The following is a 12,463-nucleotide window of genomic DNA, read 5'->3' as shown; positions in this document are numbered from 1 at the left end:
GCACCCAGACAGCGGGCATTAGACTCGATGACCATGACTCCATCTGATCTTTCGCGCGTCTTGTTCGGCATTCTCGCACCCATTGCCGAGCGTCGTCGTGAGGGCGCATCGGCTGAGCTGACGGAGTCGATGGTCACGATCGAGCGCCCGAAGAATCGCGATCACGGGGATTGGGCCTCAAACATCGCAATGAAACTGGCAAAGACACTCGGCGCGAACCCGCGGGAGCTCGCCATCGAGATCGCCGGTGAACTGCACAAGGCAGACGGTGTTGCGTCGGCCGAGGTGGCCGGCCCCGGGTTTATCAACGTGCGGCTCGAAGCCGCGGCCGCCGGACAGCTCGCTCAAGTGATCGTCGACGCGGGCATCTCCTATGGGCGCAACGACAGTCTCGTGGGGGAGACGATCAACCTCGAGTTCGTCTCGGCGAACCCGGTCGGGCCGCTGCACATCGGCCACACGCGCTGGGCGGCCCTCGGTGACTCCATCAGGAGAGTGCTCGCAGCATCCGGTGCCGACGTTGCAAGCGAGTACTACATCAACGACGCGGGCAGCCAGATGGACACCTTCGGTCTCTCGGTGCTTGCCGCGGCAAAGGGCGAGCCGACCCCAGAGGGCGGCTATCCGGGAGCGTACATCGCAGAACTCGCCGACGCTGTGCTCACGCAGGCCCCCGCGCTGACGCAGATGCCCGAAGACGAGGCCGTGCGCACAGCACGCGAGATTGCCTATGGGCTGCAGCTCGACGAGATCAAGCAGTCCCTTGCCCGATTCAACGTGCACTTCGACATCTGGTTCTCAGAGAGAACGCTGCACGCCTCGTCGGGCGACGGCAAGAGCGACATCGATTTGGCCGTCGACCGACTGCGCGAGCAGGGGCACGTCTACGACAAGGACGACGCGATCTGGGTGCGCACAACCGAGTTTGGCGACGATAAAGACCGCGTGATTCGCCGCGGAAACGGCGTCTACACTTACTTCGCTGCAGATGCCGCGTATTACCTCAACAAGGGCGACCGCGGTTTCACGCACAAGATTTACCTGCTGGGCGCCGATCACCACGGGTACGTTCATCGGCTGAAGGCGGTGGCAGGCGCCGCGGGCGACGACCCTGAGAAAGACATCGAGGTGCTCATCGGGCAGCTCGTGAGCGTCAACGGGGCGCGGCTTTCGAAGCGCGCGGGAAACATCATCGAGCTCGACGACCTGCAGGCGTGGCTCGGAACGGATGCGCTGCGCTACTCCCTCGGTCGCTCGCCCGCCGACTCGCCGCTCACCCTCGATCCGGAGCTGCTGCGCAAGCGCACGAACGACAACCCGGTCTTCTATGTTCAGTACGCGCATGCCCGCACGTGCGCGGTCGGGCGCAACGCGGCCGAGTCGGGCGTCGACCGCAGCGTTTTCGCGCCAGAGACGCTCACTCACGAGACAGAGGGCGCTCTGCTCGGTGCGCTGCAGGAGTTTCCGCGCATCGTCGCTCAAGCGGCTGAGCTGCGTGAACCGCACCGCGTTGCCCGCTACCTCGAGGAGATCGCCGGTCTCTACCACCGCTGGTACGACAACTGCCGTGTCATTCCCCGGGGCGACGACACAATAGACGACGTGCACCACACGCGACTCTGGCTGAACGATGCATCACGCCAGGTGATCGCCAACGGCCTCGACCTGCTCGGTGTTTCAGCGCCCGAGCGGATGTGATGTGACCGGGCTTTCTGAGGCGCAGACCGTGCCGCACCGAGGCGGCGGGCGACGCGCAACCCTTGTGATCGTCGTTGTCGTCGTGGCGATCGCGGTGATTGGCCTTGCCCTGTGGCTCGCTGACGGACTCGTTCGCGGAATGGCGCAAGATGGTGTTGAAGATGCCCTGGAGTCGAAGCTTCCCGACACCGTCGACGCCGACCTTGAGGTGAGCATCGGCGGAGGATTCTTCCTTCCCCAGCTGATCGCCGGAACGTTTAACGACGTGACTGTCGCAGCCCGCGACGCGGAGGTCGGCGGCATCCCGTTCGATATCGTCGTGACGGCGCACGGCGTTCCGCTTGACGAAAACGGAACAATCGACGAGACGACCGCGGTTGTGACCGGGGGAGAGGATGCCGCAAACGCGCTGCTCGCTCTCGGTGGCGCTGACCCGCAGCTGAGCCTCGGTGACGGAACTCTGAGCTACGACCAGTCATCGAGCTTTCTCGGATTCGCCGTCGGATACACGCTTGTCACCGAGCCCACAGCACACGGCGACTCGGTGAGCCTCACTCCGGTGGATGTTCGCGTTGCCACAGATGTGGGCAACCTTGACCTGACCGCCTTCGTCAACAACCTGCTCGGCAATGAACCGGTCACAGTCTGCGTCGCCTCGTCTCTGCCCGAGGGCATCAGCGTCGACGACATCGATGTCACACCGGAGGAGCTCACCCTGACGCTGTCGGCGACAGATATGCCGCGGAACGGTCCTGACCTCGACTCCCGAGGCTCGTGTGACGCCTCGTGAAGCGGTGAATGCGTCAGACGGCATGCTCTCTCGGTAGACTTTCTGCGACTGAAGTATCTCTCCCGCACCACACGAACGGTCTTCTGTGACGCATAACCCACTCGCCCCCTCGTGGCTCGTCGAGCCCGGCGACGCGAATGCGCTCGCGCCTGGGCTGTGGCCGAGCACAGCGACCCGCGCCGATTCAGGCGAACTGACGATCGGCGGCGTGTCGTCGCAAGAGTTGGCCCGGCAGTTCGGCACCCCCCTCTACGTGATCGATGAGCACGACGCGCGTGGGCGCGCCGATGAGGTGCGCGGCGCCCTGCAGAGTGCCTTCGCGAAGATCGGCAGTCGCGCTCATGTCTACTACGCGGGCAAGGCGCTCCTGACGAGCGAGGTTGCCCGATGGATGGTCGCGGCCGGCTGCCGCATCGATGTGTGCTCGGGTGGAGAACTGAGCGTCGCGCTCGCCGCCGGTGTCGAGGCGGCCGAGATCGGCTTCCACGGAAACAACAAGTCGCGCGCCGAAATCGATCGCGCCGTTGCCGCTGGCGTCGGAACGATCATCATCGACAGCATCCAAGAAATCGACAGGGTTGCGGAGGCCGCCGCGCGCCACGGATCGCGGCAGCGCGTGCGGCTTCGGGTCAACAGCGGAGTTCACGCACACACCCACGAGTTTCTGGCCACCTCCCATGAAGACCAGAAGTTCGGTCTGTCGCTCGAGGCGGCCCCCGACGCGGTTGCGCGCATTCGGGCACTCGCGGGCCTGGAGTTCATCGGGCTCCACTGTCATATTGGTTCGCAGATATTCGGGTCGGGCGGCTTTGCCGAGTCGGCCGCGCGTCTTCTCGCCGTTCACAAGGAGCTGCTGCGCACAGGGCCCGTTGCCGAGCTCAACCTCGGAGGAGGGTTCGGCATCGCCTACACGAGTGCTGACGACCCGACGCCGATCGGCGAGCTTGCCGACGCGATCGCGCGCATTGTCAGCGACGAATGCGCGCTGCTTCAGATTCCGATTCCGGATGTCGCCTTCGAGCCGGGGCGCACGATCATCGGCACAGCAGGCATCACCCTCTACGAGGCGGGAACAACCAAGTCCGTTGACGTTGAGACCGAGTCCGGCACGAGAACGCGCCTTTATGTGAGCGTCGACGGCGGAATGAGCGACAACGCACGCACTGCGCTGTACGAGGCGGATTACTCTGTGCGCATCGCCTCTCGGCAGTCCGGCGCGGACCCCGCGTTGGTGCGCATCGCCGGAAAACACTGCGAGTCGGGCGACATCGTTGTCTCTGCTGACTACCTTCCGTCAGATGTCGAGCCGGGAGATCTGCTCGCTGTACCCGCGACGGGTGCATATTGCTGGTCTCTGGCCAGCAACTACAACTACCTGGGACGGCCGCCCATCGTTGCCGTCCGCGACGGTCGCGCACGCGTCATCGTGCGCGGAGAGACGGAAGCCGACCTCATGGCGCGTGACGCCGGATTGGATGGACGATGATCGACAGCCGCACCCTCAGGGTGGCCCTGCTCGGGGCCGGTTCCGTTGGTTCGCAAGTTGCCCGCAAGCTCATCGACAACCGTCAGGAGCTTGCTGCACGCGCCGGCGCTGATTTGGAACTCGTGGGGATTGCCGTTCGCGACGTCGATGCCAAGAGAGACGTGGAGCTGCCCCGCGAACTGTTCACGACGGACGCCGAATCGCTGATTCTCGGTGCCGACATCGTGATCGAGCTCATCGGCGGCATCGAGCCGGCCAAGTCATACATTCTGGCGGCCGTCAACAGCGGTGCCGACGTCGTCACGGGAAACAAGGCGCTGCTCGCGGCGCATGGCCCTGAACTCTTCGACGCGGCCGAGCGGGTCGGCGCAGAGATCTCCTACGAAGCATCCGTTGCCGCGGCGATTCCGATTCTGCGCCCGCTGCGCGACAGCCTCGCGGGCGACGACATCACGAGCGTTCTCGCGATCGTGAACGGGTCGACAAACTTCATTCTCGACCGCATGGATCGTTTCGGCGAAAGCATGGACGAGGCATCGAAGCTCGCGTTCGAAGCAGGCTACCTCGAGGCCGATCCGACTCTCGACGTTGAGGGCTACGACGCGGCGCAGAAGGTGACGATTCTCGCGGGCCTCGCGTTTCACTCTCAGATTGATGCGGGCAAGGTGCACCGAGAGGGCATCTCCGACATCACAGCGGAGCAGATTCAGGCCGCTCAATCCGCGGGCTACGTGATCAAGCTCCTTGCCGTCGCCGAGCGACTCACAACAGCAGACGGGGAACTCGGCATCTCTGCACGCGTGTATCCCGCACTCGTCCCGCGCGAGCATCCGCTTGCCTCCGTGTACGCGGAGAACAACGCGGTGTTCGTTGACGCTGAGGCGGCAGGGCCGCTCATGTTCTACGGCGCAGGTGCGGGCGGTCTGCAGACAGCATCCGCCATTCTCGGTGACATCGTCTCGGCGGCACGACGCCACGTCGCGGGCGGCCCCGGACTGAACGGGTCGAATCACGCGGCGCTGCCTCTTCTGCCCATCGACGATGTCATCACGAAGTGCCAGATCAACCTTCGGGTCAAAGACCGCTCGGGTGTGCTCGCCGAGGTTGCGGGAATCTTTGCGAACTACGGCGTCTCTGTGCAGACGATCGAGCAGACGATCGGCGACGACGAGGATGGCCTCGCGACGCTGATCATCGGAACCCACCGTGCGAGGGAAAAATCTATTCGCGCGGTCGTCGACGCGTTGCAGGACGCCAGCGCGACCGACCGAATCGTCAGTGTCCTGCGAGTTGAAGGAGCCCAGTAATGGCACACCTGTGGCGTGGAGTCATCAATGAATACCGCGAGCGTCTCGACGTCTCAGACGCGACGCCCGTCGTCACGCTCGGCGAGGGCGGAACGCCGCTGATCCCCGCGCCGTCGCTGTCGCAGCGCACAGGGGCGAAGGTATACGTCAAGTTCGAGGGAATGAACCCCACCGGGTCATTCAAAGACCGCGGAATGACGATGGCCATCTCGAAGGGAATCGAGCACGGTGCGAAGGCCGTCATCTGCGCATCGACGGGCAACACCTCGGCGTCGGCCGCAGCGTACGCGGCTCACGCCGGAATCACGGCAGCCGTTCTCGTTCCCGAGGGAAAGATCGCGATGGGCAAGCTCAGCCAGGCCGTCGCGCACGGGGGGCAGCTGATTCAGGTGCAGGGCAATTTCGACGATTGCCTCGACCTCGCCCGCGAGATGTCAGCCAACTACCCGGTTCACCTCGTGAACTCGGTGAACCCCGACCGCATCGAGGGGCAGAAGACAGCGGCGTTCGAGGTTGTCGAAGTGCTCGGCGATGCCCCTGATTTTCACTTCATCCCGGTTGGCAACGCGGGTAACTACACCGCCTACACGCGCGGGTACTCCGAGTCGATCGATTACGGCGATTCGACGAAGCTGCCGCGCATGTTCGGCTTTCAGGCCGCGGGAAGCGCGCCGATCGTCGATGGTGCCGTTGTGAAGAACCCCGAGACCGTCGCCAGTGCGATTCGCATCGGCAATCCCGCATCGTGGGAGCTCGCGACGCAGGCGCGCGAGAAGACCGACGGCTACTTCGGCGCGATCGGAGACCGCGACATTCTTCGTGCGCAGAAGATTCTGTCGAGCGAGGTCGGCGTGTTCGTCGAGCCGGCGTCGGCGATCAGCGTGGCCGGTCTGCTCGAGCGCTCGGAGGCCGGAGTGATTCCTGCCGGTTCGACGTGCGTGCTGACGGTGACCGGCCATGGCTTGAAGGATCCACAGTGGGCTCTTCGCACAGAAGACGGCGGCGATGTTCATCCGACGATCGTTCCCGTGGATGCGGCTGAGGTTGCCAGCGTTCTCGGGCTCAGCGGCGAGGCACGCGCGTGAGTTTCGCCGGGCGCCGTGTCTCGGTGAAGGTTCCCGCCACGTCGGCGAATCTCGGGCCTGGATTCGACACGCTCGGACTTGCGCTGTCGATGTACGACGAGCTCACGGTCACGGCGACCGCCGAGAAGCGCGTGACCGTCGACGTCCATGGTGTCGGCGAGGGCGAGGTCGCGGTTGATGAGACAAATCTCGTCGCCTCGTCTGCGATCGCGACCTTCGCCGCTGTCGGTCACGAGGCTCCTGGCCTTCACATCGAAGCGCACAATGCGATTCCGCACGGCCGTGGACTTGGCTCTTCTGGTGCGGCTGTCGTTGCGGGCATCGCCGCGGCAAAGGGCCTTCTCGAGGGTTCGGTGACGTTCACAGAAGAGCTGTTGCTCGGCATCGCCTCGGAGCTTGAGGGACACCCCGACAATGTGGCGCCCGCTCTCTTCGGGGGGCTGACGATCGCCTGGACGTCGGCAGAGGGCCCGCGGCACAAGAAGCTGATGGCGCACAGGGGAGTGTCTCCGTTGGTGTTCATTCCCGAAACCACACTGTCAACGCGCCGCGCTCGCGAACTGCATCCCGTCAACGTTCCGCATGCTGATGCCGTGTTCAACGTCTCGCGCTCTGCGCTGTTGGTTGCCGCAATGCTGCAGAGCCCCGAGCTGCTGTTTCACGCGACAGAGGACAAGCTTCACCAAAGCTATCGGGCGGCGGCGATGCCCGAGACGACCGAAACCATCGCGCTGCTTCGAGCCAACGGCCACGCCGCCGTCGTGTCGGGAGCTGGGCCCTCGATCCTCGTGCTCTGCGACGGCCCGGGGGAACGTCTGGAAGCCGCACGGCTGGTCGATAACGAGGCCGCCACACCGTGGCGGGCAGAGATGCTCGCTGTCGACTTCAAGGGTGCTACAGTAGAAGCGATCTTATAGGGAACCACCCGCCAGGGTGAATCTGGCCCTCGGATCATTCACCAATCACAGCCCTTACCCGACGTGTATCGTGTTCTGATGCGATCGACGCGCTCCCCATCTACGGGGTATCGCAGCGGCGTAAGCGGCTCTCCCTGGTTCATCATCGATAGCCAGGCTGAGAAAGGAATACTCTCTAGTGACAGACGCAGGAACCCGCGCAGAAGGCGCGGACCGCGGTACCAACCTCCAATCGCTCAAGGTTGCCGAGCTGCAGAAGCTCGCGGCGGGCCTCGGCGTTCAAGGCGCTTCAAAGCTTCGCAAAGGCGAGCTTGTCGCGGCGATAACCGAGAAGCAGAGCGGCGGCAGCAGCACCGCTTCGCTTCAGACGGAGACGGAGGTTGCCACCGCAACGCAAGAAAGGCAGCCGGCCAAGCGCACATCGCGTCGCGTGTCGACGCCGATCATTGAACCGGCGGCGCCGAGCGCGGCCGACGACGGCAACGCGCCGGCATCAACGACCCCAGTGGAAACGACTCCCGTAGAGACGACTCCCGAGCAGGCAGCAGAATCTGTGCTCGACGAGCCTCGCGCGGGCGCTCAGAACCGTTCGCGGTCATCCAAGCGGCCCGCTCAGGGCACAGAGAAGCCCAGCGACGAGGCCGCTTCCGACAATGCACCTTCTGACGACGCGCCCGCAACGTCGGATGCCGCTGACGGCTCCGACCAGCGCGAAAAGAAGAACGGCAAGCGAGGTGGCCGCCGTCGTGGTCGCAAGGGCGACGACGACAACACGGACTCGAACGGCCAGGGCAACCAGGGTAACCAGGGTAACCAGGGTAACCAGGGCAACCAGGGCAACCAGAACGGCTCGAAGCAGGCCGACAGCGACAGCAGGCAGTCGCCGAAAGACGACGCGACGTCGGATGACGCCTCTGATTCCGATTCCCAAAGCGGAAACAACAACAACGACGAGCGTGGGCGCGGACGCAATCGCAACCGCAATCGCAACAACCGGGGCGACAACCAGGGCGACGATCGCCAGCAGGGTCGTGGTGACCGCAATGACGGTAATCGCAACGACGGCAATCGCAATGACGGTAATCGCAATGACGGAAAGAATGACGACCAGGGTGGTCGTGGACGGGGCCGCTACCGTGACCGCAAGCGCGGCCAGAATGACGATGTTGAGCCAGAGATCACCGAAGACGACGTGCTGGTTCCGATCGCGGGAATCCTTGACGTGCTCGACAACTATGCATTTGTGCGCACGACGGGCTACCTCTCTGGAGCGAGCGACGTCTACGTCTCACTTGGCCAGGTCAAGAAATACAACCTTCGCAAGGGTGACGCCATCGTCGGCGCTGTCCGCCAGCCTCGCGAAGGCGAGCACAACTCCCGCCAGAAGTACAACGCGATCGTCAAGGTCGACTCCGTCAACGGCCAGAGCGTCGATGAAGCGGCCGACCGAGTGCAGTTCGGCGACCTGACTCCGCTGTACCCGCAGGAGCGCCTGCGCATGGAGACAGTGCAGGGTAAGTTCACACAGCGGCTGATCGACCTCATCGCACCTGTTGGCAAGGGCCAGCGCGGACTCATCGTCGCACCGCCCAAGGCGGGGAAGACGATCGTTCTGCAGCAGGTCGCCAATGCAATTGCGACGAACAACCCAGAGGTTCACCTCATGGTCGTGCTGGTCGATGAGCGGCCAGAAGAGGTCACCGACATGCAGCGCACGGTGAAGGGCGAAGTGATCGCTTCCACTTTCGACCGCCCTGCGGAAGACCACACAACGGTTGCCGAACTGGCCATCGAGCGTGCAAAGCGCCTCGTCGAGCTCGGACACGACGTTGTCGTGCTTCTCGACTCCATCACGCGTCTGGGCCGCGCATACAACATTTCCGCTCCCACGAGCGGGCGTGTGCTCTCGGGCGGCGTCGACGCTGCGGCGCTCTACCCGCCAAAGCGCTTCTTCGGCGCAGCGCGCAACATCGAGAACGGCGGATCGCTCACGATCCTTGCGACGGCGCTTGTCGAGACCGGCTCGAAGATGGACGAAGTGATCTTCGAGGAGTTCAAAGGCACGGGCAACTCTGAGCTGCGCCTCTCGCGTCAGCTCGCGGACAAGCGCATCTTCCCGGCGATCGACGTCAACGCGTCGTCAACGCGTCGCGAAGAGATGCTGCTCGGCCAAGACGAGGTGAAGGTTACCTGGAAGCTGCGTCGCGCTCTCGCGGGGCTCGACACGCAGCAGGCACTCGAAGTGGTGCTTGGCAAGCTCAAGGAAACGTCGTCAAACGTCGAGTTTCTTGTGCAGATGCAGAAGTCGATGCCTCAGCCGACCTCGAATGGGCACGAGCGCGACCACCGTTAGCTGACTGTCGAACCCGTTTGCTCTGCGTGCCTCCGTAAGGTGTCGCGGAGCAGACGGGTTCTCTCGTTTCATTCGACCTCACGAAACGGAATAAGAAATGTTTGAATCAGTGACCGCTCTCATCGACGAGCACGCCGATCTTCAAGAGCAACTTGCCGACCCAGCCGTGCACGCTGACCCGGCCAGGTCTCGCAAGATCAACCGGCGCTACGCAGAGCTGTCGAAGGTCATCGCTTCGCATTCCGCATGGATCGCCGCCCAAGACGACCTTGCCGCAGCGAAGGAGCTGGCGAAGGAAGACGACGCTTTCGCAGACGAAGTTCCGGGGCTCGAGGAAATGCTTGCTGAGGCGGAGGAGAAGCTTCGGCGCCTCTTGGTTCCGCGCGACCCCGACGACGGCCGTGACGTGATCATGGAGATCAAGGGAGGCGAGGGCGGCGCCGAAAGCGCGCTCTTCGCCGCTGATCTGCTGCGCATGTACCTTCACTACGCCGAGTCGAAGGGGTGGAAGTCCGAGCTCCTCGAACGCGATGAATCCGATCTGGGCGGCTACAAGAACGTGCAGGTGGCCATCAAAGGATCGTCGAACGATCCCGCGGAGGGCGTGTGGGCTCACCTCAAGTACGAGGGCGGGGTTCATCGAGTTCAGCGAGTTCCGGTTACCGAATCGCAGGGTCGTATTCACACGTCGACAACCGGAGTTCTGGTCTTTCCCGAAGTTGACGAGCCCGAAGAGGTCGAGATCAGCCAGAACGACATCCGCGTCGATGTGTTTCGATCATCTGGACCGGGAGGTCAGTCGGTGAACACCACAGACTCGGCAGTGCGCATCACGCACATTGAGACAGGGATCGTCGTCTCGATGCAGAACGAGAAGAGTCAGATTCAGAACCGTGAGGCAGCGATGCGCGTTCTCAGGGCCCGGCTGCTCGCCAAAAAGCAAGAGGAACTGGATGCTGCGGCATCCGACGCTCGCAAGAGCCAGATCCGCACGATGGATCGTTCCGAGCGCATTCGCACCTACAACTTTCCCGAGAACCGCATTGCCGATCACCGCACCGGCTACAAGGCATACAACCTCGACCATGTCATGAACGGTGATCTCGACTCGGTCATCGAGTCATGCATCCAGTCTGACGAAGAGGCGCGTCTCGCCGCCCTCGCCGACAACGACTGACCTCAGTCAGATGTGGTAGTCGGGCTCGGCGAGGCCGTAACGTTCGCCGGCGACGCGCGGTCGCGCTCGCGCGGGCACGCCAACGATGATTGAGTGCGGTGGGGCATCCTTTGTCACAACGGCATTCGCGCCGATGATGCTGCCTCCGCCGATCACGATAGGGCCGAGCACCTTCGCCCCCGCGCCGACGGTGACCCCGTCGCCGAGTGTCGGATGCCGTTTGCCCTTGCCTCCGCCCTTTCCGCCGAGCGTCACACCGTGGTAGAGCATCACGTCATTGCCGAGCTGCGCAGTTTCGCCGATCACGACGCCCATGCCGTGGTCAATGAAAAGTCGTCGACCGATATGCGCTCCCGGGTGAATCTCGATTCCCGTGAGCGCGCGGGCCGCCTGCGAGCCGATGCGCGCAGGCAGCCTCAGGCCGCGGACCCAGAGTCGATGATTGAGGCGATACCACCAGATCGCATGCAGTCCCGAATAGACAACGGCGATCTCGAACGCGCCTCGTGCAGCGGGGTCGTGAACATGAGCCGCAGTGATGTCCTCGCGAAGGCGAGCCCAGAACCCCATCGTTAGTCGCGGAGGTCCTCGTAGAGGAACGTCGAGAGATACCGCTCGCCGAAGTCGGGAACGACAACGACGATGTTCTTTCCCTCATTCTCCGGGCGTGCGGCGACCTGCAACGCTGCCCACACGGCGGCGCCAGACGAGATACCCGCAAGGATGCCGTCGTCCGTCGCGAGCGTCCGCGCCGTCTTCACCGCGTCATCGACGCCGACGGTGAGCACCTCGTCGTAGATCTCGGTATCGAGAAGGGCAGGAACGAAGTTCGCGCCAAGGCCCTGAATCTTGTGCGGACCCGCCTTGCCTCCGCTGAGCACAGGGGAGTCAGCTGGCTCGACGGCGACGATCTGAATGTCGGGGTTGTGTGCCCTGAGCGCTTGCCCGGCTCCCGTGATCGTGCCGCCCGTACCGATGCCCGCGACGAAGATGTCGACGTTGCCCTCTGTGTCGCGCCAGATCTCCTCGCCGGTTGTCGTCCGGTGAATATCGACGTTTGCCTGGTTCTCGAACTGGCGAGCGAGAATCGCGCCAAGGGTCTCGGCGGCGATCTCTTCTGCCTTCTCGACAGCGCCGCGCATCCCACCCGCTGGGTCGGTCAACACGAGCTCTGCGCCGAATGCGCGCAGCAGAATGCGACGTTCCATGCTCATCGACGACGGCATGGTCAGCACCACCCGGTAACCGCGGGCCGCACCAGCGGATGCGAGCGCGATTCCGGTGTTTCCGCTTGTTCCCTCGACGACGGTGCCGCCCGGCTTCAGATCGCCCGAGGCCTCGGCGGCATCGAGAATGGCGATGCCGATGCGGTCTTTCACGCTTCCGGCCGGGTTGTAGAACTCAAGTTTCGCGTGGACCTGTGCTGAGACACCGCTGGCGGTGCGGCCAAGCGTGACGAGCGGGGTGTTCCCGAACGCCTCCGTGATGTTCGCGTGAATCTTTCCTGTCACGGGTTCTCTCCTTCGATACTTATAGCTACAAGTTTAATTGGTGCTCTGTCGAGACTAGTCTCACACGGTGGCCATATGACAACTGTGACTGAGCGCGACGTTAGGCTTGGTGCGCCGATCGTTCGTTACGAAAGGGTGT

Annotated in this window: 10 protein-coding genes; 8 read left to right on the top strand and 2 right to left on the bottom strand. The window is 63.6% G+C overall.

Features of this window, described 5'->3' with window-relative positions; translation table 11 throughout:
• Positions 1–33: 33 nt before the first annotated feature.
• The 8 genes from HCR84_RS10495 (at position 34) to prfA (ending at position 10,813) form a co-directional block, all read left to right on the top strand.
• Positions 34–1,698, top strand: coding sequence for an arginine--tRNA ligase (locus HCR84_RS10495; RefSeq protein WP_166981248.1), 1,665 nt, complete (start codon positions 34–36; stop codon positions 1,696–1,698).
• A 1-nt stretch (position 1,699) separates the two neighbouring features.
• Positions 1,700–2,488 (top strand): LmeA family phospholipid-binding protein, encoded by a 789-nt coding sequence (locus HCR84_RS10490; protein WP_166981251.1) that lies wholly within the window; start codon positions 1,700–1,702, stop codon positions 2,486–2,488.
• An 85-nt stretch (positions 2,489–2,573) separates the two neighbouring features.
• A complete protein-coding gene (gene lysA / locus HCR84_RS10485) occupies positions 2,574–3,974 on the top strand; it encodes a diaminopimelate decarboxylase (protein WP_166981254.1) in 1,401 nt (466 codons plus the stop codon).
• On the top strand, positions 3,971–5,281 hold the full coding sequence (locus HCR84_RS10480; RefSeq protein WP_166981256.1) for a homoserine dehydrogenase: 1,311 nt from the start codon (positions 3,971–3,973) through the stop codon (positions 5,279–5,281). Before lysA ends, HCR84_RS10480 begins: the two co-directional genes overlap by 4 nt.
• Positions 5,281–6,366, top strand: a complete 1,086-nt coding sequence (thrC, locus tag HCR84_RS10475; protein ID WP_166981260.1) for a threonine synthase — start codon at positions 5,281–5,283, stop codon at positions 6,364–6,366. Before HCR84_RS10480 ends, thrC begins: the two co-directional genes overlap by 1 nt.
• A complete protein-coding gene (thrB, locus tag HCR84_RS10470) occupies positions 6,363–7,283 on the top strand; it encodes a homoserine kinase (RefSeq protein ID WP_166981263.1) in 921 nt (306 codons plus the stop codon). Before thrC ends, thrB begins: the two co-directional genes overlap by 4 nt.
• 178 nt (positions 7,284–7,461) lie before the next feature.
• A complete protein-coding gene (rho, locus tag HCR84_RS10465; RefSeq protein ID WP_166981265.1) occupies positions 7,462–9,636 on the top strand; it encodes a transcription termination factor Rho in 2,175 nt (724 codons plus the stop codon).
• A 97-nt stretch (positions 9,637–9,733) separates the two neighbouring features.
• Complete coding sequence (gene prfA / locus HCR84_RS10460; protein WP_166981268.1) at positions 9,734–10,813, top strand: peptide chain release factor 1; 1,080 nt, start codon at positions 9,734–9,736, stop codon at positions 10,811–10,813.
• A 6-nt stretch (positions 10,814–10,819) separates the two neighbouring features.
• Here prfA and epsC read toward each other — a convergent pair whose 3' ends face one another.
• Both epsC and cysK read right to left on the bottom strand, forming a co-directional pair.
• Positions 10,820–11,383 (bottom strand): serine O-acetyltransferase EpsC, encoded by a 564-nt coding sequence (gene epsC, locus HCR84_RS10455; RefSeq protein ID WP_166981271.1) that lies wholly within the window; start codon positions 11,381–11,383, stop codon positions 10,820–10,822.
• 2 nt (positions 11,384–11,385) lie between these two features.
• A complete protein-coding gene (cysK, locus tag HCR84_RS10450) occupies positions 11,386–12,324 on the bottom strand; it encodes a cysteine synthase A (RefSeq protein ID WP_166981274.1) in 939 nt (312 codons plus the stop codon).
• Between the last annotated feature and the right edge of the window lie 139 nt (positions 12,325–12,463).

Source organism: Paramicrobacterium fandaimingii (genome assembly GCF_011751745.2).
Lineage (GTDB): Bacteria > Actinomycetota > Actinomycetes > Actinomycetales > Microbacteriaceae > Paramicrobacterium > Paramicrobacterium fandaimingii.
Note: the sequence above shows the minus strand (reverse complement) of the source record. Positions and strands in the feature narration are given on the sequence as shown.

What these genes read in the sequence shown, in the direction of transcription:
- HCR84_RS10495 (WP_166981248.1), top strand. Translation starts at nt 34, where the DNA reads ATGACTCCATCTGATCTTTCGCGCGTCTTGTTCGGCATTCTCGCACCC.
- HCR84_RS10480 (WP_166981256.1), top strand. Translation starts at nt 3,971, where the DNA reads ATGATCGACAGCCGCACCCTCAGGGTGGCCCTGCTCGGGGCCGGTTCC.
- thrC (WP_166981260.1), top strand. Translation starts at nt 5,281, where the DNA reads ATGGCACACCTGTGGCGTGGAGTCATCAATGAATACCGCGAGCGTCTC.
- prfA (WP_166981268.1), top strand. Translation starts at nt 9,734, where the DNA reads ATGTTTGAATCAGTGACCGCTCTCATCGACGAGCACGCCGATCTTCAA.
- epsC (WP_166981271.1), bottom strand. Translation starts at nt 11,383, where the DNA reads ATGGGGTTCTGGGCTCGCCTTCGCGAGGACATCACTGCGGCTCATGTT.